Raw genomic sequence first — 22,538 nt, 5'->3', positions numbered from 1 at the left:
ATGGCGATCACGGGCCAGTACTTCGGCAGGTTCGATCGGCCGCTGCGGGTGAAGGCGGGAGCGGCGGAGGGCGGCCGGCTGTCGGCGAAGGTCGACATCGGGATCGCGAACCTCGACGGGTCGGACCCGCGCACCGTCCAGGCGGAGTTCCAGCTCATGGGACCCGGGGACGTCGCCCGGCTCACCCCGGGAGCCATCGTCAGGCGCTACCCCTCTCCCGGCGCCGACGACGCCGAGTCCGAGAAGCTCGCCCACGTGGAGTTCGCAGAGAGCGACCTGCCCTGGCGCTACACGCCGCAGCATCCGTCCGGCGAGCGGCTGGCCCCCTGGCTGGCCCTGATCGTGGGAGTGCAGGGAGCTGAGGGCATCTCCACCCGCCCCGACGGCTCGGTGCGGCTCTCGCCCGCCATCCAGGCCACGCACGGGCTCGACGGCTCGTGGGCGTGGGCGCACGTGCACACCGTGGGCGCGTTCGAGCGCTCGCGCCTGGTGAGCCCGGCGCAGCTCTCACCCGACACGTCCTACCTCGCGGTCGTGGTGCCCGCTTTCACCGCCGACGGATCGGCCGCCTGGTCGGGCGCAGCGGCCGTCACGCTGCCGTGCTACGACCGGTGGGAGTTCCGCACCGGCGCGGAGGGCGACTTCCCCGGGCTGGCGAAGAAGCTCCGCAAGGCAGATCTGGCTGAGCTGGCCCTCCGCGGCGGCCGCCCGTTCGGACGAGCCGACGTCGAGTACCGTCCGCGCACCGGCGACCCCGCTGTTGTCCTGTCGGCCGCCGGTGCCCTCCGCGTGCCCGCCGACCCTCCGCCCGACCCCGCCGACGCGCCTCCTCCGGCCGAGGTCGCCGCCGACGTGGCCGCGCTGCAGACCCCGATCGTCTCGCCGGACGGACGGGACGTCATCACCGCGCCGGACTATCCCGGGGCGTTCCGACCACTCGAAGCCGCGCCGGCCGCCGCCGGGAGCTGGCCGGCGCAGCTGACCGATGATCCGCGGCTGCGCGGCGCCGCGGGACTCGGCGCGTGGACCGCGATCGCCTGGCAGGACCGTATCGCGGACGCCGCCGCGGTGAGGCTCGGCGACACGACCTCGGCGGCCGAGCGCATCCGCGCGCTCGCACTCGGCGTGTGGGCGAGTCGATCGCTGTGGCGTCGACGTGTGCCCGCCGACCCCGCGCAGGCCCTCGCCGTGCTCGCGCCGGCGCTCGGCCGCCTCCCGGCCGGGGGCGTCGGCAGCACGACGGTTCTCGGCGCCGTGGGGGTGCGCCACATCGACGACCCGGGTGGTCCCACTTCGCCGCAGCTCGCGCCCGCGCTGTTCTCGTCGGCCGCACGGCGCGCGCTGCGGCCGGGCACCGCACGGTCCTCGCTCGCCGCGCCCGGCCAGTCGGGCGTCGCCGCACTCGTCTCCGTCGCTGCCGGCTGCCCCGACCCGACGGATCCAGAGGACGTGCTCGGGCGGCAGCATCCGGATCCCGAACCTGATCCGCTGCGCCGTGCGAAGGAGGCGGTCCATGCGGCGACCGACGATCCCGGTTTGGCCGAGAGCGTCACCGACCGGCTGCTCAGCGACGGGGCGGTCGATCCCGCGGGCCTCGCCGCCGTCCTGTCGGCGATGCAACCCGGGCCTGACGGCCGGGTCGACGAAGAGCTGCTGAATCGGCTGCTCGACTCCCGTGACTTCCCGGCGTTGCCGGAGCCTGATGCAGCGTGGGAGGAGACGCCCGACGAGTTCGCGCCCCGGTGCGAACCCGTCGACGTGGGCCGGCTGGGAGGACTGGTCTCCGGCGCGATCGATCCCACGGTGCCCGAGCCGCCGGCCGCTGTCAGGGTCTACGCCACCCTCCCCGGCGTGCGATCGATGCGCCCGCTCGAGGTGGAGCCGGAGCTCGACATCCCGCTGTGGAGCTTCCTCTCGACGGCCTCGCCGGACTGGATGCTGCCGGGCGTCGGCGACCTCGCGACGCACGAGGTGATCGCCGTCGAGACGAACCCGCTGTTCGTCGAGGCCCTCCTCGTCGGCGCGAACCGCCAGGCCGCGGCGGAGCTGCGGTGGCGCAACGTTCCGATGCGGGCCCGGAGCTCGCCGCTGCGGCGCTTCTGGCAGCGCACGGATCGCACGCCGGGTGGCGACCCGGACGCCGTGCACGACATCCGTCCCATCCGCCAGTGGCCCGACGGGTCGGCGCTCGGGGATCCGGGACTGACTCCGAGCGGGCGCAGCAGCGAGGCGGTGGTGGTCTTCCGCTCGCCGATCTTCACGCGGTACCCGACGACGGTCGTCTATCTCTACGACGCCCGCACGGCACCGGGCGGTGCACCCGACTGGGACGATCCCCCTGATGAGAACGTCGCACTCGCACGGCCGCGCCGCGTCGACTTCACGTTCACCGGCACGATCGGGCCCGAGGTCACATTCTTCGGGTTCCCCGTGCCCATCGCCGAGCTCGCCCACCACTGGGTCGTGCTCGAAGAACCGCCCGCCGGCTATCGATTCGCCCACGCCCCCGCCGCGGGCATCGCCGCGACGGAGGACCACAGCGGCGACTTCGCCCACCGACGCTTCGCTCTCCCGGTGCGCGTGCTGATCGGACCTCTCGCATGACGCGCGTCGAAGTCCTCACCCCACTGCGCCTCGAGACCCGTTTCCAGGCAGACGGCGCCGGCGGCTGGATCCTGCGGCTGCGGGCGTATCCCGATGACGTCGCCCTCGCACGTCCGCCGGCGGCGCCTCTCGGCGAGGAGCTCGACATCCTCGAAGACGCGCTCGCCGCCATCGACCCGGCTGCCGACCCGGCGCCCGCCGCCGACGCGGCCTTCCGATCCGTCGCGGCCTCGCTGGGCGGGCGGCGTGCCTGGTGGTTGTGGCGAACCGCGACGACGGTCGAGGCGGGGCCGAACGGGATGCCGCGCCGCGTCGCCGATCGCTCCGCCCAGGCGGCGGCGAGGACGGCCGAGGTCAGGACGCCGCTCGGGCTGCCCGAGGCGCTGGACGTGTGGCTGGTGCTCGACGGCGGCACGCGGCTGGCCGACACCCTCGCGGTGGACCGCGCGCAGATCGCGGCGGAGCTGGGCTTCGGGCCCCTCGAGCCTCACGACCGCACGCTGCCCCGCCTGTGGTGGCTCGACTACGAGCGCGCCAGGGATGTCGGGCTCGCGACCGAACTCGCCCTGACCCAGAGCGAGGTCGACACGCTGAGAGCCCTCGTCGTCGTGGGCGCAGGCGACACGCCCGCTGCCGATCTGCTCGCGTCGCACGCCGCGGCCGGTCGACTCGGAGTGGTGGCGCAGGGCACACCGACGAACACGGTCGCGGGTCGGGACGCGGCGCCGCTCGCCGACGACCCGGAGACCTGGCTCCCGCTGCTCGACGTCGACGGGACCGAGCAGCCGGGCACGGTCGACGTGCTCCGCGCTTTCGGTGCGGACACGGGAGCCGGCACACCCATGCTGCCCCTTCCCGGTGGTGAGTCCGGGCATGGCCGGGCGGCCGCTCTCGCGGTGCGGGGGCTCTGGCCCGTGCTCTGGGGCCGCACGATCCGCGACGTCGTCGGGACGATCGCGGGCTCGACAGCCGAGCCCGACCTGGCCGAATGGGCTGCGCGCACGCTCGCCGTGCAGGGCCCGTGGCCGGCGGTCCGCGTCGGCGATCAGCCGTACGGGCTGCTGCCGACGTCGGACTTCGGCGACGCCGACCTGCCCGGGCCCGGCGATCTCGACGTGCGCTGGCAGGATGCTCCGGGCGACGATCCCATGGCGAGCGATGTCGAGCGGTCGCTCGTGCAGTGGGCGGTGCCCTGGCGCGACGGAGCGGCCCGCGCCGCCGCAGCGGCGACGACGGTTCCGGATGCCTCGCCCGTCGTCGGCGCGGATTCCGCCACACTCCTCGCCCTGCACGGACGGCACGCACCGTCGATGTTCTGGCGGGTCCGCCGCGTGGACGACCTGCCGACCGTGCAGGCCCAGCAGATCGCGCAGGGCCTGGTCGTGAGCCACGCGACCGGCTATGACCGGTCGACGGCACGTGCGTGGCACGGTTCGCCGTTCGCGTTCTCGGCTCTCACCGCCGCGGGCGCACGGCGGCACCTTCCCGGTCCGCCGCGCGACGAGGAGCCCGACCCCGATCGCCTCTTCGAGATGCTCGACGAGCACCCCGAACCGCTCTACTTCGGCGAGCACGTCGAGTTCGGGCTGTTGGGTCACCTCCTGCGCGAGGCGCTCATCATCGCGCGCGCCACGGTGGGGCGCGCGGCGCTGGACCTCGACGCCGGAATCACTCCCGATCCCGGTCGGCGGATTCCGCTGGACGACGACTATCCGAACACGGTCATGCGCGGGTCGGACGACGCGATCGGTTTCGTTGCAGGGTCGGGTCGGGAGGGCGAGCTCATCGTCCGCCGGTTCGATGCGGTGCGCGAAGCGCTGAAGGAACTCATCGAGGAGTACCGCAACAACCCCGCCGACACGCTCCGCGGCATCAAGGCCGCGCTCGACGCCGCCTCTTTCCGCGCCGATCCGTGGCTGATGGGCATGGCCGCACGGCGTGCCGGGCTCATGGCGAACGCGGGCGCGCCGTTCCTCCTCGGCGCATACGGCTGGGTGGATCGCCCGCAGCCGTGGTCTCCGGCACGCCCGGGTCTTCCGCCGGGCCCGACCGAGGCCGGTCTGCTGCACGCCCCCTCGTTCGCCCAGGCGCAGGTGGCCGCGGTGCTGCGCGATGCCGCGGTGCGCACGAGAGACGAGGGCCGCTGGGACCTGACGTTGACCGCCGACAAGGTGCGCGCCGCCATCCGACTCAATGAGCGCGTGCGGCTCGGCGTGCATCCGTTCGAGGCGCTCGGTCTGGAGGTCGAGGCGGTGGCGGGGGACCCGAACGACGTGAGGATGCTGCGGCGTGCGTTCCCGACGACCGGCGAGACGGCCGGGACCGACGACGTGACCCGTCGCGTGTGCGACGGCGCTGCAGTGCTGGACGCCGTGCGGGCGAACAAGCTCCCGCCCGGCCTGCCGGCCGACCTCGGAGACCGGCTCGCGCCGCTGGATGACGTCCTCGACGCCTACGCCGATCTGCTTCTCGTCGATGGCGTGCATGCTCTCGTCACGCGCAGCCCCGAAGCCGGCGGCGCCGCCATGGAGGCGGCCGCCGGACTGGCGACGCCGGTGGAGCTGCTCGGCATCCGCACCCCGCGCGAGGCGACCACCGTCCCGGTCTCGTGCTGGCTCGTGCTGCCGGCCGGTCAGCCCGCGGCACCCGGGGCGGACCCCGTCGCCGTCGCCGACCCGGTCTTCCACGCCCTCGCGGGGGACGCGATCGACGATCTCGCCGATCCCGTCGTCTCCGGTGCGCTCCGGCTCCTGGGCGGGTCGGAAGCGGCGCCGGACGGAATGGACGATCACCCCGCCATCGTGCCCGCGATGATGCAGAGCCTGAAGGATCGGCGGGCCCAGCTTCTGGCCCGCGCCGAGACGCTGCGGGCGGCGCTCACCGATGAAGTCGATGTCGTGACGGATGCCACGGTCACGGATCTCGCCGAGCGGTGGAAGCTGGAGCTGCACGAGGTGACGGAGGACTGGACCGCCGGCGACCGGCGGGCGGAGGCCGCGGCGGCCTTCGCCGCACGAATCGACGAGACGGACGACGAGCCCGCGTCGATCCCGGCGCTGCAGGATCAGCTGCGCACCCTCGTGGGGCGGCGGCATCTGCCCGTCGTCCCCGTGGTCGATCGCGGACTGCTGCCGCCGTGGGTCGCGGTGGCCGACGGCAGGCTCGACGCCGAGTGGCTCGAGATCGTCGCAGCCGTCCGGCCCCGGGTCGCGGCGCTCGAGGCGCACCAGCTCACCGCCGCGCAGCCGTGGCCCGCGGCGATCGACGCTCCCGCAGCCGAGCCGTGGAGCAGGACCGGCCCCGTGCGCATCGCGTACGGCCCCGAGGTGGCCGGAGCCTCGGCACGCGTCGGTCTCGCGCTCCTGGATCGCTGGGTCGACTCGGTGCCGTCGCAGCACCACGTCACGCAGGCGGCCTTCGGCTTCAACGCCCCCAAGACCCGCGCTCCGAACGCCGTGCTGGTGGCGGTGCCGCCCGACCCTGATCGTCCGCTCGAAGGCGAGGCGCTGCTGCGCGTCGTCATGCAGGTGCGACGGCTCGCGCTGGCGCGCGCCGCACGTCCCACCGATCGCGAGGGACTTCCGTGGGCGACGCCGTCGCCGATCGTGCAGGCAGATCCGCCGGTCGACATCAGGCAGGGATGGCCGACATGACGAATCTCCGGCGAGCCTGGTTCGAGCCCGGCCGCACCGACCCCGAGCTCGGGCTGCGCGCCGAGGTCGCCGACCCGGTGTGGTTCCTCGCGCGGCAGTGGGAGCTCGGCGAGTTCCAGGGCGAGGATGCCTCCTCCCCCGTCCGGGTGACGCTCACCCCGCAGCAGATCCCGCTCCGCTACGACGCCGCGCGTCCGCACCTCGATCCCACCGTGATCCCCGGCGAGGCCCTCATCGAGGCCGAACCCGGCGAGTGGTGGACGATCGGAAGACGGGCACGGGCCGGGCGCGCTGCCGCTCCGCTGCTGCCGCCGGAGGATCTCGACGGCGTCCGCTTCGGACCGCTCCCGGCACCGTACGAGGCCCTCGCGGATGCGGTCGACGGCCAGGCGGTCTTCGAAGCGGGACTCCTCGCCGGTGACGCCATCTGGGATGAGCTCGGCGTGCCCTCGCCGCCGCCCGACCGCTTCTCGCGACGCGACCTGTCGTACAGCGCCACCTTCGCGGCCGGCGACATGGGTCTCGAGGTGCGCGAGCACCGCGGCGGCGACGTCGACTGGTTCAGCGTCGACACCGCTGAGGCCGCAGGCGTCCCTGTCGGCGACGCGCCGTTGGAGGCGGAGGTCGTTCCCACACGTCTCACCTTCCCCGGTGCGCCCCATCCGCGCTGGTGGCAGATCGAGGACGCCGCCGTCGACCTCGGAGCGTTCGCCCCAGATCGCTCGCATCTGGCGACCATGCTGCTGTCGGATCTCGCGGTCTCGGACGCGGAGGACTGGTTCGTGTTCCCCGTGCCGGCCGGATCCGACCCGGTCGGCGGCACGGCGCCCCCGACGGCAGGGGTGCTCGCGCGTCTCGGAGCCGTCGTACGGGTGACCGATTCGTTCGGTGAGACGCACGATCTCGCCGCCCCGCCGACCGAAGGACCCGGCGGGTGGTCGCTGTACTTCGTCCGAGGCCTCGCCGCGACCGACCTCGTGGTGTGGCCGGTCGCCGTCGCGTCGCACAGCGGTCCACCCCTCGACGACATCGTGATCGGCGTCGATGAGGACGCCAACATGGCTTGGGCGGCCGAGCTGCGGGCGGACGGCGCCGAGCTGCTCGCTGACACGTCGACGGCGGAGGCCATCGCCGAGACGACGCGCACCGGCACGCGGCGGTTCCGCTACGAGCCGATGACGACACTGCCGTCTCATTGGCATCCTTACACCCGGTCGCAGGACTGGCGGCAGGCGATCCTCGCCGATCTGACCGGACCGGTGCCGCAGCCCCGACCGGGACCGGTGTCACGGCTCATCGGCGGCCCCTCCGGCATGGGCGCCGGCACCGGTCATGAACTCGACATCCGGGCCATCCCGAGCGCGGGCGTGCGGGTCCGGCGCCGCGCCCGACTCGCCCGCGACACGAACGGGGCTCCCGTCCTCTGGGTCGAGCGCAGCGCGCTGCCCGTGGCCGGTCCGCCGGTCTCCCATCTGCGCTGGGACGTCATGGTCGAGGCGCCCCAGCCCGATCCGAACCCATGACAGCCTGAAGCGCGCAGCAGAGCGCCGCCGGCGACGTGACGGCTAATCGCCCCACGCCGCACGCACCTCGCGCGGCGACCGCCCCGGAGGCTGCGAAGGGCGCGGGCCGGGTTCGCTCTGCGGCGGGGTGTTCAGCCTCACCGGCGTCCCGGGTTCGAGGTCCACGACGTCGCCGAAGTGACGGATGCGCAGCGTCCCCTCCCCGACGAGCTCGTAGGTCGTCGCGTCGGCGCCGACGTCCACGCGGAGCACGGATCCGGCCACGCGGACGCCGAAGGCCAGCCGCGTGAGCGGAGCCGCCAGGCGAGGCGCGAACGCCAGGTCGCGGCATCCGTCCCGCATCCCGCCGAGTCCCGACACGACCGCGGACCAGACGCCCGCGAGCGCTGCCACATGCAGGCCGTCGTCGACATCGTCGCGCAGATCGTCGAGGTCGATCGTGGCGGCCTCGCGGAGGTACTCGATCGCGAGATCGAGGTGTCCGACCCGCGCCGCGACGACCGACTGCGACGACGCCGAGAGCGACGAATCCCGGACGGTGAGCTCCTCGTAGTAGGCGAAGGCGCGCGCCGTCTCGTCGGCCGAGAACTCCTCGGGGAAGAACTGGAGCGCCAGCACGAGGTCGGCCTGCTTCACCACCTGCTTGCGGTAGAGGTCGAAGTAGGGGAAGTGGTCCTGCAGCGGGTACTGGTCGTGCGACGTGGCGGCGAAGTCCCACCGCTCGAGGTCGGTGAAGCCCGCCGACTGCTGATGCACGCCCCGTTCCTCGTCGACCGGGACGGCGATCGCGGCGGCGATGCCCTCCCACGCGCCGATCTCGTCGTCCGTGACGCCGAACCGGCGGGCGTCCGCGGGATGCCGGCGCGCGGCCTCGGCGGCGCCCCGCAGGTTCCGCCGGGCGGCGAGGTTCGTGAACGTGTTGTCGTCCACGAGCGCCGAGTACTCGTCCGGCCCGGTGATGCCGTCGATGTGGAACACGCCGTCGCGACCGCGATACCCGAGCGACACCCACAGTCGCGCCGTCTCGACGAGGATCTCGAGCGCCACCTCGCGCTCGAAGTCCGCGTCGCCGGTGACACGCACATGCCGCAGGAGCGCGACCGCGATGTCGGCGTTGATGTGGAACGCGATCGTGCCGGCGGGCCAGTAGCCCGAGCACTCCCGTCCGCTGACCGTCCGCCAGGGGAACGCCGCGCCGGCCAGATGCAGCTTCTCCGCCCGCTCCCGCGCCAGGTCGAGCGTGGAGTGCCGCCAGCGCAGGGCGTGGGCCGCGGCATCCGGAATCGTGTACGTGAGCACGGGCAGCAGGAATGCCTCCGCGTCCCAGAAGGTGTGCCCCTCGTACCCCGGGCCGGTGAGCCCCTTTCCGGGGATCGAGCGGACCTCGGTGCGCGCGGCCGACTGCAGCACCTGGAAGAGCGCGAACCTCACCGCCTGCTGCAGGCGCGCGTCGCCCTCGAGCACGATGTCAGCGGAGTCCCAGAAGCGGTCGAGGTAATCGCGCTGCTCGCGCGCCAGCCCTTCCCAGCCGAGCCCCGTCGCGGCCGCCACGGCGGCCTGCACGCGGTCGCGGAGTGCAGCATCCGTGAGCGCATCCGACCATTCGTGGGCCACGATCTTCACCAGACGGATGCTGTCGCCCGCGGCGAGCCGGGTCGTCACCGTCGTGCGGGCCACGTCGTCGGATGCCGCGGTGCCGACGGTGCAGTCGGCGCCCTCCAGCACGTGGTCCATCGCCACCGCGACACCGATCCCGCTGCGTCGAGTGCGGAGCAGGAGCGTGGCCCCGGAGGTGCCGGCGAGCTGCTCGATGGGCTCGAACGGGTGCTTCAGGGGCTCCATCACGCGGTCGTCCGGATGCACGCGGGGCGGCGGCTCATCTGCCACGATCTCCGAGAGCACGGTGAGGTCGATCGGCCCGCCGACGGCGGTCACCCGGTACTCGATCGCGGCGACCGGGCGGTGCGTGAGCGACACCAGGCGGGTCGATTCGACGTGCACCGTGTCCCCGGCGGGCGACGTCCACCGCAGTTCCCGCCGCAGCGTCCCGGCGCGGAAGTCGAGGCGCTGCTCGTGGTGCGCGAGCCGCCCCTCACGGATGTCGAGCGGCTCATCTCCGACCAGCAGCCGGATCACCTTGCCGTCCGGGGCATTGATCAGCGCCTCGCCGTGCTCGGGATAGGCGTATCCGTCCTCGGCGTACGGCATCGGGTGCTCTTCGAAGAGCCCGTTCAGATAGGCGCCGGGAACTTCGCACGGGTCGCCTTCGTCGATCGTGCCGCGCCAGCCGATGTGGCCGTTGGAGAGCGAGAACACGGACTCGCGTCGGGCCTGGCGGTGCGGATCCCACCCCGACCGGCCGATCCCCCACGGCGAGACGTCGAAACCCGAGCTGTGAGGCATACGGCCAGTCTGCGGGTAGGCCGCGGGGCTCGCGAAGGCCTTGCAATCAGCGCGACGGCCCGGTATCGCCCGGGTTGCGCCGTCAGCGAATCCGGCGGGTCTGCCCCTTCCGCCGGTATGAGGATGGACCGCGTGTCCGTAGAAGGAGTAGGAGTGACCGCCGTCGCGGTCGCCGCAGCCCGTGCGCTCGAGTCCGATCGCCCCGACGCGCTCGTCCAAGACCCGTGGGCGGCCACGCTCGTGCGGGAGTCAGGCGTCGCGGTGCCGTTTCCCGAGCGCTGGCCGGTCGACCTGGGGGACGCGCCTGCCGTGGAGCACTCGATGCTGCTGGGCGCGATGTACATCGGCCTGCGCACGCGGTTCATCGACGACGAGTTGCGCGCCGGCGGGGTGTCGCAGGTCGTCGTCCTCGGCAGCGGCCTCGACACCAGGTCGTGGCGGCTGGACTGGCCGGTCGGCACCCGCGTGTTCGAGCTCGACTCCCCCGCCGTGGTCGAGTTCCTCGACAGGACGATGGATGCCGCGGGTGCGACGCCGACCGCGGACCGCACGGCTCTGGCCGCCGACGTCACCGCGCCCTGGGCGTCGGCGATCGTCCGAGCCGGTCTCCGCCCCGATCATCCGACGCACTGGGTGCTCGAGGGACTCCTCCCCTACCTCAGCGCGCACGATCAGTCGGCGCTCCTCGACGACATCATCGCGCTGTCCGCCCCCGGCTCCCGAGCCGTGATCGAGCGGGCACCGGCACTGACCGACACCCCCGAGACGCGGGAACGGCTCGAGACGTTCTCGCTGGCCACCGGCATCCCCTTCGACGAACTGCTCGCGCGCACCGATCCGCCCGATCCCGCTGCGGTGCTCCGCGCCGCGGGCTGGATGGTGGAGGAGGTCGACGTGGGCGATCTGGAGCGCCGATACGACCGGCCCCTGCGCATCGACCGCAACGACGAGCCGCCCGCGTCCGCGTCGTCGGAGCCGTCGCAGCGCGGCGGGTTCGTGAGCGGGCAGCTCGCCGATCGGTGAGGGGCGCGCCGGCCCCACCCATCGGTCCGGGGCGGCGCAGATCCCGATCAGACGCCGTGGACGTGCTCCGCGCGCCGCGCCTCGCCGAAGCCCTTTGCCGTCTGAGCGTCGAAGTGATCGGCGGCCGTCCCGTGGAATCGCTCCGATACCGCCGAGGTGTAGACGATGCGCCCCCGAGCGATGACGAGCCGGCGCGCCGGCTGGTCGACCACCACGGACTCCGCATCGTGCGTGTCGAGCACCACGAGCTCGGCGGGCGCGCCGACGGCCAGGCCACGCGCCCGCTCGGATCCCATGACCCCTGCGGCATCCGTGGTCACGGCACGGTGGAGGGCCGCGAAGTCGGACGGATCCGAGGCGAACGTCACGCGCCCGAGGAGCAAGGCCATGTCCAGCGGATCCGCGGTCCCCGTCGGGGTGAAGGCGTTGCGGATGTTGTTGGACGACACGGCCGTGCGCACGCCGTGTCGCCGCAGCTCCCCGATAGGCGCGACGCCACGGCGGACCGACCTCCGATCGTTGCGGCCGACGAGGTACAAGTCGGTGGCCGGAAGCACCACCACTGCCACGCCGGCGCCGGCCAGCGCGTCGAGCGTGCGCGCGCGCCGGTCGGGCTCGAGCGCGCCCAGCGTCGTGACGTGGCCGATCGCGACCCGCCCGTGCAGTCCCCGGGCCGCCGTCGCCCGGGCCACGTATTCGGCGAGCGCGAAGCGCTCATCGGTCGCGTCGTCTGCGAGGTCGAGATGAAGGTCGGCGAGCGTCCCGAACTCGACCGCGAGGTCGAGCACGGTGTCGACGTGCGCCCGCGCATCCGCGACATCGGCCTCCGTGTACGGACAGCCGCCGACGACCGTGCCCGGCAGCTGCAGCGCCTCGTGCATGAGCGCGAGGGTGCCGGGGCGGGACCGGATGCCCTCCTGCGGGAACACGGCGATCTGCAGGTCGAGCCAGTCCCGGTGCCGCGCGGCGAGGTCGTGCATGACCTCCACGCTCAGGAGGCCGACGGTCGGGTCGACCTCCGTCTGCGCCCGGATCGCGGTGGTACCCGCTCGCAGCGCCGCCCCCAGGACGCGCTCGGCCCGCCCCTCGACATCCGCGTGGGTGAAGTCGCGCTTGCGCCCGGCGGTGTAGGCGATCGCCGCATCGAGCGCGCCGCCGCGGGACGGGCCGCCGAGCAGCGCCTTGTCGAGATGGAGGTGGGGCTCCGAGAACGCCGGCGCGACGACGCACCCGCCGACGTCCACGATCTCGGCGGAGGGCGGAACCATCCCCTGGCCCGCGGGCGCGATGCCGGAGATGCGACCGTCCTCCAGCAGGATGTCGACGAGCCCGTCCGCGTCGCGCACCGACGCGCGCGACAGCACGAGTGCGCCGGTGCGCGCGTCGGTGCTCATGCCGTCGTCGCCGGCACCGCGCTCGATGCGCGCGCGCCGGTCAGCGCATCGGCGGAGCGTGCGGCCGCCAGCAGCAGCTCGTCGTCGCCGGGGCGGCCGACGAGGCAGACGCCCACCGGGAGCCCATCGAGCTCGGCGAGCGGCAGCGAGACGGCGGGCAGACCCGCCAGCCCCGCGATGCACGTCATGGCGATCGTCCGACCGCGGAGCGATCCCTTCGCCGCGGCATCCAGCTCGATGAGAGGCGCCGGACCGGATGCCGCGGCGAACGCGAGGACCGCACCTTCCGGGAGGATCTCCGCGAGGCGCGCGCGGATCTCGTCGCGCGCCTCGTCCGCGAGATGCATCGCGTCGGTCGGGGCGCTACGAGCGTCGTTCATACGCGCGGTGATGCCGGGGCCGAAGGCCGGCTCCCGCGCCGTGACCCACTCGCCGTGGGTACGCCAGATCTCGGGGAGCTGACGCGCCATGAACGCCCCGCGCCAGCGACCCAGGGTCTCCGGGCCGGCGAGGTCGACGACGGTGCGCTCCGCCCCCAGCTGCGCCGCAAGCCGATCGACGGCCGCCACGACGGCGTCGGCCGCGTCGGGGTCGGCGAGGGCCAGCACGTCCTGTGCGAGCACGATGCGCGTCACCGCGGGCGCGGCCTCGGGCACAGGTGCGGAGCCCAGCAGCACCCGCGTCGCACGCTCGAGGTCGTCGCCGGTGGCGGCGAGCACCCCGACGGTGTCGAAGCGGGGCACGAGCGGCACCAGGCCCGCGGTGGGCACGCGGCCGTGCGTCGTGCGGATGCCGAAGATGCCGCAGTACGAGGCGGGCACGCGGGTCGATCCGCCGGTGTCGGTCGCCAGCGCGTAGTCGACGAGCCCCGCGGCGACCGCGGCCGCCGAGCCGCTGGACGAGCCGCCGGGGATGCGGTCCGGATCGTGCGGGTTGCGCGGGGTGCCGTAGTGCACGTTGGTGCCCGACAGGCTGAACGCGAGCTCGTCGCTGTGCGAGATGCCGACGACACTCGCCCCGGCGTCGACCCAGCGCTGCACGGCAGCCGCGTTGCTCGTCGCCACCTCCGCATCGGCGAGCCAGTCGGGGTTTCCCGCAGCGATGCGCTGGCCGGCGATCTCGAACAGATCCTTGGTGACGGTGACCGTGCCGGCGAGCGGGCCGGTCGCCGCACCCTGTGCGAGCATCGCCGGCCCGACGCGGAGGGCGCCGGTGGCCGCGGCCGCCTCCGTCGAAGGGACGACGGCGCTCATGCGTCGACCGACACGAGACGGTTGGGGATGGTGTTGAGCTCTTCGATGCCACGGTCGGTCAGCATGACGGTGCCGCCGATGCAGACGCGCTTTCCGTCGCGGAGGGCGTTCGGCTCGAAGGCGAACGCAACGCCCTCGCCGATCTCGAAGTCGCCGTCCAGCGCCACACCCGACGGGAGTTTGGGCAGGTGCCCGAGCGCCGGGTCGACGCTCGGATCGATGCGCGTCGCGGAGTTGTAGAGCACGCCCGACACCGTCTGAACCATCGGCCCGGTGTTCCACGTCTTCGAGCGCTTGAGCGGCTCGTCCATGATCTCGGCGAGTTCCGCGAAGCGCATGCCGGGACGCAGCGCCGCGATGCCGGCGTGGTACGACTCCAGGCACACGTCCTCGAGTTCACGCAGCAGGCGGTCCGGCTCGCCCAGGACGACGTCGATCTGCTGCTGCGACTCGAATCCGCCGTAGTACGCGAAGATCTCGGAGGCGATGCTGTCGCCCGCCTCCAGGATGTACGGGGCTCCGCCCATGCCGAACCACTCCGGCTGTCCCCAGCCGAAGCGATGCGAGCCGGCACGCTCGAGGATGAAAGGCGCGCGCATCCATCCCCCGGCCGCGACGATGGCGTTGATCGCCGCAGCCGTCACGACGCTCTCGCGCACGCCGACCCGGGTGGCCTCGACGTAGGCGGCGCAGGCGGCCTCGCCGATGGCGGCGGCCTTGCGGATCATCTCCTGCTCCTCGGCGCTCTTGAACTGCGTGAGCGTCTCGAACGCGTCGGCCACGTCCACCCAGGTGACCTTCGGAAGGGCGGCCAGCACGTTCGTCCACGTGCGGAACGGGATGACGCCGTTCCATTGCCCGACAGCTCGGCTGGTGAGCCCCACGACGCCGATCGTGGCCGCATCCAGCGACCGCTCCTTGAGCACTGCGGTGAGGTTGCCGATCGGGTTGCCGTGCAGCCAGCTGTCGGTCCAGCGCTCGTAGCGCGCGCCGGCGCCGTCGTAGCGGTTGATCGGCACGTCACCGACCAGCATGAGCGGCTCTTCGGTGGGGGTGAAGAGCACCGTCGCGTGGGACTCCTCGTTGGTCAGATACGAGTCATTGGCGTTGCGCCCCTGGCCGAAGATCACGAGGGCGTCGATCCCCTGTGTGGACAGGAACGCACGCACGTTCGCCCAGCGGCGGTCGCGTTCGGCGAGGGTCAGGGTGGGAAAGTAGTCGCTGTCTACGGCGACGGAGTTGGGGACGATGGTCAGGGTCATGTTCGGCTCCTCGGAGTGGTCGGATGCGGCTCAGGCCGCGGTGGATGTCGGGACGCGGGCGGCGAGCGCGGCACGCAGCGCGGCCGCACTGTCGGTGATGAAGGCGAGCGCCTCGTCGGAATCGACGCGGGCACGGAGGTCATCGAGCCCGGGAGCCGTGCCGGCCCGCGCGCGCTCCTCATAGCGGGCGGTGTGGCCTTCGACGACCGCGAACTCGTCGGCCGTGAGATCGGGATGCCCCGCCCACCAGCGCGGGTCGTCGACGTACAGCGGCATCTCCGCGTTCATCCCGATGACGCCTTCGATCGACAGGTTGGCCGTCGCGCCGCCCCGGTCGAGCTCGTCGAGGAGCGCTCCCCAGTCGATGACTCCCTTGCCCACCGGGGCGAGGAAGCGGCCGATGCCGTCGTCGGTGCGATGCAGGGCGACGTCGCGCACGTGCGTCGAGCGTGTGTAGGGCGCGACGCGGCGCGCGGCGGCCACAGGGTCCTCGCCGCGCACCAGGACGTTGGCGGTGTCGAACGTGATGCCGAAGGCGTCGGGTCCCGCCGTCTCGACCAGGCGCACCACCTCGAACGAGCTGATCTCCTCGTGGGTCTCGATGTTGAGGTGGGCGCCGGTCTCGCGCAGCAGCGGAGCAAGCCGCTCGAGCACCTTGGCCGTGGCGGCCAGCTGATCGGCCCAGTCCACGTCCGTGCGGAACCGGTCGCAGGCGTAGAGGCCGCGGATGCGGAACTGGTAGTTCGCGGTCGCGGTCCAGAGCTCCGTGATGCCCGCCGCGGTCACGGCGCGGATGATCCGCTCCATGCCGAGCAGGTAGTCCCCCTCGCCCAGGCGGCGGATCTCAGGCGCCTCCGGCGTCGCGAACGGGTTGACCTTGGCGACGCCGACCTCGAGGTACAGTCCGAGGTCGGCGGCGGCATCCGTCACCTCCGACAGCTCGCCGGCATCGAGCGTCGGGCTCAGCGCGAACGCCGAGCGGAAGAACGCGCCCTCGAGCCCGAGCGCGGCGACCTGCTCGAGGGTGCCGATGGCGCCGAGATCGGCAGCCCCCGGGAACTTGCTGGTGTCGGTGCCGACGCGGCGGATCATCCGAGCTCCCCCGCGGTCGGGCTCAGGTCGACAAGACCGCGCGAGAAGACATTCGCCGGGTCGTAGGCGCGCTTGACTGCCACGAGACGCTCGTACTTGGCGCCGTACACGGCCCTCGCGACCGCCTCATCGCCGGCGACCGAGGTGAAGTTGATGTACGTCCCGGCCTTGTAGGGCGCGAGCGCCTCGTCGAACCGCTTGGCCCACGCGACGAGCGGCGCCTTCTCGCCGGGATACTCCCAGTCCGCCCCGATGTTGGCGCCGAACGGGGCGCCGACGCCGGCCGTCGAATCGTTCGACGAGTCCCGCGGCGTGCGCCTGCCGGCGATGATCTCGAAGGGGCACATCACCTGATGGGCGATGTGCGCGCTCGAGTTGAGGGCGCGCCCCGTGTAGGCGTCGCTCATCTCGATCACGGTGTCGATCGCGGCATCCGAGAAGTCCTGCAGGAACAGATGCTTCCAGTAGTGCGAGATGCCGTAGCGGAACTCGTCGTCGGTCGCGTGCTGCAGCGTCACGTGCGGCATCGTGCGCAGGCTCTCGTAGATCGGGGCGCCGAGCGCGAACATCCCCGCCGTGGCCGCCGGCTCGTCGGCCGGGTCGCCGTAGAAGACGGTCGCCAGCGACAGGATCGGCCGCCCGCGGTGCTCTGCGGGGATCTGCGACCAGTACTCGGGGGCCCGGAGCAGCCGCAGGTAGGTGCCGATGTTGGCGGGGGCGTCGAGACCCCACTCCCGGAAATGCCGCATGATCGCGGCGCGGTCGGATGCGGGGAAGAGCGCCTGACGCACCGTCGCGAGCCCCGGGAGCGGGACCGTGCGGAAGGTGAACCGCGTCGCGATCCCGAAGTTGTGACCCGCGCCCTTGAGCGCCCAGAACAGGTCGGGATTCTCGTCGGCGTTCGCGGTCAGGATGCGGCCGTCCGCGACGACCACCTCGATCTCGACGACGTGATCGACGGTCGCGCCGTGCATCCGCGCCAGGTAGCCGAAGCCGCCGCCGAGCGTGAGCCCGGCGACACCGGTGTGCGAGACGACGCCGGCGGGAACGGCGAGGTCGTACGGCTGGGCGGCGCGGTCGACGTCGCCCCACCGGCATCCCGCCCCGACCGTGGCCGTGCCTGCCCCGAGGTCGAACGCGATCCCGTCGAGCAGCGCCGTGTCGATGAGCACCGCGCCGTCGGCGACCGCGGTGCCGGCGAGGTTGTGGCCGCCGCCGCGCACGGTGACGGGCACCTCGTTGCCGACGCACCAGCGCAGCGCGTCCGACACGTCCTGCGCATCGCGGCATCGCACGATGGCGGCGGGGAGCCGGTCGATGTCGGCGTTCCAGACGCGGCGCAGGAGGTCGTAGTCGGGGTGGTCGGGATACACGACCTCGCACGAAACGGCGGCAGCCAGTTCGGAGAGCGCGGCAGTGGCATGGGTGAGGGTCATGTGGGCTCCTTCGGTCATCGGGTCGGCACGGGGACGGCCGCGGATCGCGCGGCAGCCGCGGACATGGCGGGGGTCGTGCGTGCGGCGAGGGTCGCGCGCAGGTGGGCGGCGCAGCGCAGCAGGAACTGCTCGAGCTCGCTGTCGGGCCGCAGCGCCCGCAGCTGCGCGAGCGACTCTGCGTCGCCGGCGGCGGCGCGCGCCTCGTAAGCGACGGCCAGCGCATCGAGGCTCTGCAGCGCTTCGTCGGTGAGGTCGGGATGCCCCGCCCGCCACGTCGGGTCGGCCACGTGCAGCTTCATCTCGGCGCGGACGACGCCGATCGGCTCGATCGTGAGGTTGATCGACGGGTTCTCCGCGAGGACGAGGTCGAGCGCGGCATCCCAGTCGATGACCCCCTCACCGCAGGGGGCGATGAAGCGCGACAGCCCCTCCGCGGTGCGCCAGAGCGCGGCGTCGCGGAGTTGGGTCGTGCGCACGTGGGGAGCGATGCGGGCGATCCCCTCGAGCGGGACCTCGGCCCGCACAGCGAGGTTGGCAGGATCGAGGCACACGCCGAGCACGTCCTCGCCGACCGCGTCGATGAGCCGCAGCAGCTCGAACGTGGTGATCTCCTCGTGCGTCTCGAGGTTGAGTCGCACCCCCGTCTCACGGAGCACCGGCGCCAGTCGCTGCAGGAATCGCTCCGTCGCGGCCAGCTGGTCGGCCCAGTCGGCGTCGGTGCGGAAGCGGTCGGTGAAGAAGATGCCGGGGTAGGGCTTGTAGCCGCCGACCGCCGTCCAGGTCTCGGTCCAGCCGAACTCGGCGCACGTGCGGATCATCCGCTCCATGCCCGCGAGGTAGCTCCCCTCCCCGAGGTCCCGCACCCGCGGCAGCTCCGAGGTCATGTACGGGTTGACCTTGCCGACTCCCATCTCGACGTAGAGGCCGAGCTCGTCGGCGAGCTGCGCGAAGTCGCGGAGGAACCCCGGGTCGAGGGTCGGCGCGATCTCGTCGAGGGTGCGCACGTTGACGCCCTCGAGCCCCATGGCGGCGACGGCGCGGAGAGTCTGGAGGGGGTCGCCCCATCCGCTCCTGCCATCGGTGAACTTGACGTCGGTTCCCACGCGGGTCATGCGGCGATCTCCTTGTCGATGTGCGGGGTGAGGGCGGCTGCCGCTCGGCGGCGGGCCTCGCGTCGCTGGCGCTCCGTGATGGGATCCGCCCGTGGCACGGCCTCCAGCAGCGACCGCGTGTAGGGGTGGGTGGGATGCTCGTAGACCTGCGCGCGCGTCCCCTGCTCGACGACGCGGCCCTTCTCGAGGATGACGAGGCGGTCGCACAGGTACCGGACGACGGCGAGGTCGTGCGCGATGAACAGCACCGAGAGGCCGAACTCGGCCTGCATGTCCTTGATCAGGTTGAGCACCTGCGCCTGCACCGACACATCGAGCGCCGAGACCGGTTCGTCGCACACGAGCACGCGCGGCCTCACGACGAGCGCCCGCGCGATCGCGATGCGCTGTCGCTGGCCTCCCGAGAAGCTGCGCGGGTACCGCTTGACGTGCGCGGAATCGAGGCCGACCCGCTCGAGCATCTCGACGGTGCGGGCGCGACGGCCGGCGGCGTCGAGGTCGGTGTGCACGCGGAGCGGCTCCGACACGATCTGCCCGATCGTCATGCGGGGATCCAGGCTCGAGTACGGGTCCTGGAACACCATCTGCACCTGGGAGCGGAACACGCGCTCGGCGCGATAGGTCATGCGTCGCAGATTGAGACCGTTGTAGACCAGGGACCCGGCCTGTGGCCGCTCGAGTCCCATCAGACAGCGGACGGTGGTCGACTTGCCCGAGCCCGACTCGCCCACCAGTCCCACCGTCTCCCCCGCGCCCAGGCGGAAGGAGACGTGATCGACGGCGGTGAACTCCCGCGATCCCCGCCCGAAGCGCTTGACGAGGTCTTCGACGCGGAGGTCGACGCCATCCGTGGTCAGCATGTTCATGGCCGTGCCTCCTCGAGAAGGGTGTCGCTCAGGAGTGCGGGTGCGACGGATGCCGCGGCATCCGCTCGCATCACGTCCTCGACGGTCTGCAGCCTGACGTCCGGATCCGCGTCGACACTCGGAATGGACGCCAGCAGCCCGCGCGTGTAGGGGTGCTCGGGCGACCGGAACAGGTCGTCGACCGGGCGGTCCTCGACGATGCGACCGTGGCGCATCACCGCGACGCGATGGGCGAGTCCCGCGACGATCGCCAGGTCGTGGGTGATCAGCAGCACGGCGAGCCCGAGCTCGCGGGACTGCTCCTCGAGGAGGTCGAGCACCTGCTCCTGCACGCGCACGTCCAGAGCGGTGGTCGGCTCGTCGGCGATGAGCAGCTGCGGTCCGGCGATCAGCGCCGCGGCCATCACCACCCGCTGGCGCATGCCTCCGGAGAACTCGTGGGGGTACGCGCCTAGGCGTGTGGCCGCGGAGGGCACACCGAGCCGGTCGAGCATCTCGACGGCCTGCCGCCGCGCCGTCCGGCGACCGACGCCGCGGATCACGAGCGGCTCGGCGACCTGGTCGCCGATCGTGAGGACGGGGTTGAGGGCGGTCATCGGGTCCTGGAACACCATCGAGACCGTCGATCCCCGCAGCTGCCGCAGTCGGCGCTCCGGTGCACCCACGACCTCCTGACCGGCAACGCGCACGGAGCCGGACAGCTCGACGGTGGGGTCCAGCCGCAGCACGGCCTTCGCGGTCATGGACTTGCCCGAGCCGGACTCGCCGACGAGCGCGACGCGCTCGCCGCGCGCGATCGTCAGGCTGACCCTGTCGACCAGCGTGAGGTCGCCGCGACCGGAGTCGGTGCGGGTCGCCGCGGGCACGCGCACCGTGAGATCCGTGATCTTCAGGACGGGGACGTCGGTCATCGCTTCCTCCGCAGGCTCGGGTCGAGACGTACGCGCAGCGCATCACCGAGCAGCCCGAAGGCGATCGCCGCGATCGTGATGGCCAGTCCCGGGAACGTGGTGACCCACCACGCCGTGGTGATGTACTCGCGGCCCTGGGCGACCATGGCGCCCCAGTCGGCGCTGGGCGGCGGTGCGCCGACGCCGAGGAACGCGAGACCCGCCATGAGCACGACGGCGCCGGAGATCTCCATGCTCGCCTGGACATACACCGAATCCATCGAGTTGGGCAGCACGTGGCGCACGAGGGTCGGGATGCGGCGGATGCCGTTCACCCTCGCCGACTCGACGTAGGCCGAGTTCATCGACACCCGCAGGATGCCGCGGACGAGCCGGGTCGTGCCGGGCCACATCGCGATGACCATGGCCAGCACGACGGAGCCGAGCGACGGGCCGAGAGCCGCGGCGATGCCGAGGGCGAGCACCATCGACGGCAGCGCCATGAACATGTCGCAGATCCGCATGATGGTGGCGTCGACGCCGCGCGGCGACAGCACCGCCGCGCAGGCGACGACGACGCCGACGAGCGTGGACAGGGCGACCACCGCGATCGCCGCGAGCAGCGTCATGCCGGCACCGGCGAGGAGCCGCGAGAGCACGTCGCGCCCGGCGTCGTCGGTTCCCATCCAGTGCGCCGCGCTGGGCGGTAGCAGCGCGTCGGACGGGACGGCGAGGTAGGGGTCGTAGGGAGCGAGCAGCGGCCCGAAGATCGCGACCACCACCAGCATCGCCGAGACGACGATGGCGATGCGGTCCAGCGCTCCGGCGTGCGTGCCGAACAGACCGCGCAGCCCCTTCGAGATCCCGCCGCCGAGGCCGGCCGGCGTGAGCCACTCCGCCGTGCGGGGCGGGCGCGGACGCGGGTCGTCGGACGAGGAGGTCTCCTCGTCGAGTCCGGGGGGATCGGTGGTCAGCGTCATGCGCGAGCTCCCGTCAGATGCGACTCGCGCACGCGCGGGTCAGTCCAGATCTGCACGACGTCGACGATGAGGCTCGCGACGGTGAAGACGACGCCGATGACCAGGACGCAGCCCAGCACGGCGAAGGTGTCCTGATTGAGGACGGCCTGATTCAGGTAGGTCCCGATGCCCGGCAGGGCGAACACGCTCTCGACGAGGAGGGCGGCGCCCATCATCCAGCCGAACTGCATGCCGAGCAGCGTGAGAGTCGACCCCATGGTCGACCGCAACCCGTGGTGCAGCACGACGCGATACGGTCCCGCGCCCTTCGAGACGGCGAACGAGACGTAGTCCGAGTCGAGGGCGCCGATCATGTTCGAGCGCACGTTGCGGGCGATGGTCGACATGAAAGGAGCGCTCAGCGCCAGGGCCGGAAGGATGAGGTGCGACAGCGAGTCGGCGAACATCGGCGGGCTGCCGGCGAGCAGCGAGTCGACGAGCGTGAACCCGGTGACCGGCGGCGGTGCCATGCCGAAGGAGTTGGCTCCCGAGATGGGAAGCCACCCCAGGGTGGATGCGAAGCCCCACTGGAAGAGGATCGCGAGCCAGAACACGGGCACGCCCCCCGCGAGGACGAACAGGATGCGCGCCGACACATCCGGGGCGCGATCGCGGAGCGCGGCGGACACCGCGCCGAGGGGCACGGCGATGATGACGGTGAGGATCATGGTGACCACGACCAGCTGCAGTGTCGTGGGGACGGTCGCGGACAGATCGCTCACGACGCTCTGGTGCGTCGACGCGGACTGGCCCAGGTCGCCGCGCAGTGCCCGACCGAGGAACACCAGGTACTGCTCGACCACCGGCAGGTCGAGACCGAGTCTTTCGCGGGCCTGCGCGATCTGCTCGGCGGTGGCGGTGCGTCCAGCGGCAACGCGCGCCGCGTCGCCGGGGATCAGCTTCGTCATGAAGAAGACGATGGTGATGATGCCCCACACGCTCAGGAGCGCGAGTCCCAGCCGCTTGGCGATATAGGTCGCCATTCGGGCCTCCTCGTTTCGGGTCGGT

The 22,538-nt window shown here is 72.6% G+C and carries 15 protein-coding genes; 4 read left to right on the top strand and 11 right to left on the bottom strand.

Annotation, left to right across the window (positions count from 1 at the left end):
* From NCG93_RS08650 to NCG93_RS08640, 3 genes are read left to right on the top strand one after another with little or no spacing between them, the layout of a single operon-like run.
* Positions 1 to 2,604, top strand: coding sequence for a hypothetical protein (locus tag NCG93_RS08650; protein ID WP_194414388.1), 2,604 nt, complete (start codon positions 1 to 3; stop codon positions 2,602 to 2,604).
* Positions 2,601 to 6,257 (top strand): hypothetical protein, encoded by a 3,657-nt coding sequence (locus NCG93_RS08645; RefSeq protein ID WP_194414389.1) that lies wholly within the window; start codon positions 2,601 to 2,603, stop codon positions 6,255 to 6,257. The genes NCG93_RS08650 and NCG93_RS08645 overlap by 4 nt, the downstream gene beginning before the upstream one ends.
* The gene (locus NCG93_RS08640; RefSeq protein WP_194414390.1) at positions 6,254 to 7,780 is read left to right on the top strand and encodes a hypothetical protein; all 1,527 of its coding nucleotides are present in this window, start codon (positions 6,254 to 6,256) and stop codon (positions 7,778 to 7,780) included. The genes NCG93_RS08645 and NCG93_RS08640 overlap by 4 nt, the downstream gene beginning before the upstream one ends.
* 42 nt (positions 7,781 to 7,822) lie before the next feature.
* Here the strand turns inward: NCG93_RS08640 and NCG93_RS08635 are convergent, their stop codons facing one another.
* Positions 7,823 to 10,183 carry a glycoside hydrolase family 65 protein gene (locus NCG93_RS08635; RefSeq protein ID WP_194414391.1) on the bottom strand — a complete coding sequence of 787 codons (2,361 nt, stop codon included), beginning with the start codon at positions 10,181 to 10,183 and terminating at the stop codon, positions 7,823 to 7,825.
* A gap of 153 nt (positions 10,184 to 10,336) precedes the next feature.
* Here NCG93_RS08635 and NCG93_RS08630 point away from each other — a divergent pair, with 153 nt between their 5' ends.
* Positions 10,337 to 11,206, top strand: a complete 870-nt coding sequence (locus NCG93_RS08630; protein WP_252787493.1) for an SAM-dependent methyltransferase — start codon at positions 10,337 to 10,339, stop codon at positions 11,204 to 11,206.
* A 47-nt stretch (positions 11,207 to 11,253) separates the two neighbouring features.
* Here the strand turns inward: NCG93_RS08630 and NCG93_RS08625 are convergent, their stop codons facing one another.
* The 10 genes from NCG93_RS08625 to NCG93_RS08580 are packed head-to-tail and all read right to left on the bottom strand — an operon-like array spanning position 11,254 to position 22,513.
* Entirely contained in the window at positions 11,254 to 12,600 is a 1,347-nt protein-coding gene (locus NCG93_RS08625) for an amidohydrolase family protein (protein WP_194414393.1), read from the bottom strand.
* Positions 12,597 to 13,853: an amidase gene (locus tag NCG93_RS08620; RefSeq protein ID WP_194414394.1), complete on the bottom strand. Its 1,257-nt coding sequence runs from the start codon at positions 13,851 to 13,853 to the stop codon at positions 12,597 to 12,599. Before NCG93_RS08620 ends, NCG93_RS08625 begins: the two co-directional genes overlap by 4 nt.
* Positions 13,850 to 15,115 carry a M24 family metallopeptidase gene (locus NCG93_RS08615; protein WP_194414395.1) on the bottom strand — a complete coding sequence of 422 codons (1,266 nt, stop codon included), beginning with the start codon at positions 15,113 to 15,115 and terminating at the stop codon, positions 13,850 to 13,852. The genes NCG93_RS08620 and NCG93_RS08615 overlap by 4 nt, the downstream gene beginning before the upstream one ends.
* A 30-nt stretch (positions 15,116 to 15,145) precedes the next feature.
* Positions 15,146 to 16,207, bottom strand: a complete 1,062-nt coding sequence (locus NCG93_RS08610; protein WP_194414396.1) for a sugar phosphate isomerase/epimerase family protein — start codon at positions 16,205 to 16,207, stop codon at positions 15,146 to 15,148.
* Positions 16,204 to 17,643 carry an FAD-binding oxidoreductase gene (locus tag NCG93_RS08605; RefSeq protein ID WP_194414397.1) on the bottom strand — a complete coding sequence of 480 codons (1,440 nt, stop codon included), beginning with the start codon at positions 17,641 to 17,643 and terminating at the stop codon, positions 16,204 to 16,206. Before NCG93_RS08605 ends, NCG93_RS08610 begins: the two co-directional genes overlap by 4 nt.
* 14 nt (positions 17,644 to 17,657) lie before the next feature.
* Positions 17,658 to 18,755: a sugar phosphate isomerase/epimerase family protein gene (locus tag NCG93_RS08600; RefSeq protein ID WP_194414398.1), complete on the bottom strand. Its 1,098-nt coding sequence runs from the start codon at positions 18,753 to 18,755 to the stop codon at positions 17,658 to 17,660.
* Positions 18,752 to 19,621 (bottom strand): ATP-binding cassette domain-containing protein, encoded by an 870-nt coding sequence (locus tag NCG93_RS08595; protein WP_206687621.1) that lies wholly within the window; start codon positions 19,619 to 19,621, stop codon positions 18,752 to 18,754. Before NCG93_RS08595 ends, NCG93_RS08600 begins: the two co-directional genes overlap by 4 nt.
* The gene (locus NCG93_RS08590) at positions 19,618 to 20,532 is read right to left on the bottom strand and encodes an ABC transporter ATP-binding protein (RefSeq protein WP_194414399.1); all 915 of its coding nucleotides are present in this window, start codon (positions 20,530 to 20,532) and stop codon (positions 19,618 to 19,620) included. Before NCG93_RS08590 ends, NCG93_RS08595 begins: the two co-directional genes overlap by 4 nt.
* Positions 20,529 to 21,491, bottom strand: coding sequence for an ABC transporter permease (locus NCG93_RS08585; RefSeq protein WP_194414400.1), 963 nt, complete (start codon positions 21,489 to 21,491; stop codon positions 20,529 to 20,531). The genes NCG93_RS08590 and NCG93_RS08585 overlap by 4 nt, the downstream gene beginning before the upstream one ends.
* Complete coding sequence (locus NCG93_RS08580) at positions 21,488 to 22,513, bottom strand: ABC transporter permease (RefSeq protein ID WP_194414401.1); 1,026 nt, start codon at positions 22,511 to 22,513, stop codon at positions 21,488 to 21,490. Before NCG93_RS08580 ends, NCG93_RS08585 begins: the two co-directional genes overlap by 4 nt.
* Positions 22,514 to 22,538: the final 25 nt, after the last annotated feature.

The sequence above is a fragment of the Microbacterium yannicii genome, from assembly GCF_024055635.1.
Taxonomy (GTDB): domain Bacteria; phylum Actinomycetota; class Actinomycetes; order Actinomycetales; family Microbacteriaceae; genus Microbacterium; species Microbacterium yannicii.
This window is presented reverse-complemented; position numbering and strand designations above follow the sequence as displayed.

Coding starts and splice junctions, on each gene's coding strand:
- NCG93_RS08650 (WP_194414388.1), top strand. CDS start 1: ATGGCGATCACGGGCCAGTACTTCGGCAGGTTCGATCGGCCGCTGCGG.
- NCG93_RS08645 (WP_194414389.1), top strand. CDS start 2,601: ATGACGCGCGTCGAAGTCCTCACCCCACTGCGCCTCGAGACCCGTTTC.
- NCG93_RS08640 (WP_194414390.1), top strand. CDS start 6,254: ATGACGAATCTCCGGCGAGCCTGGTTCGAGCCCGGCCGCACCGACCCC.
- NCG93_RS08635 (WP_194414391.1), bottom strand. CDS start 10,183: ATGCCTCACAGCTCGGGTTTCGACGTCTCGCCGTGGGGGATCGGCCGG.
- NCG93_RS08625 (WP_194414393.1), bottom strand. CDS start 12,600: ATGAGCACCGACGCGCGCACCGGCGCACTCGTGCTGTCGCGCGCGTCG.
- NCG93_RS08620 (WP_194414394.1), bottom strand. CDS start 13,853: ATGAGCGCCGTCGTCCCTTCGACGGAGGCGGCCGCGGCCACCGGCGCC.
- NCG93_RS08615 (WP_194414395.1), bottom strand. CDS start 15,115: ATGACCCTGACCATCGTCCCCAACTCCGTCGCCGTAGACAGCGACTAC.
- NCG93_RS08610 (WP_194414396.1), bottom strand. CDS start 16,207: ATGATCCGCCGCGTCGGCACCGACACCAGCAAGTTCCCGGGGGCTGCC.
- NCG93_RS08605 (WP_194414397.1), bottom strand. CDS start 17,643: ATGACCCTCACCCATGCCACTGCCGCGCTCTCCGAACTGGCTGCCGCC.
- NCG93_RS08600 (WP_194414398.1), bottom strand. CDS start 18,755: ATGACCCGCGTGGGAACCGACGTCAAGTTCACCGATGGCAGGAGCGGA.
- NCG93_RS08595 (WP_206687621.1), bottom strand. CDS start 19,621: ATGAACATGCTGACCACGGATGGCGTCGACCTCCGCGTCGAAGACCTC.
- NCG93_RS08590 (WP_194414399.1), bottom strand. CDS start 20,532: ATGACCGACGTCCCCGTCCTGAAGATCACGGATCTCACGGTGCGCGTG.
- NCG93_RS08585 (WP_194414400.1), bottom strand. CDS start 21,491: ATGACGCTGACCACCGATCCCCCCGGACTCGACGAGGAGACCTCCTCG.
- NCG93_RS08580 (WP_194414401.1), bottom strand. CDS start 22,513: ATGGCGACCTATATCGCCAAGCGGCTGGGACTCGCGCTCCTGAGCGTG.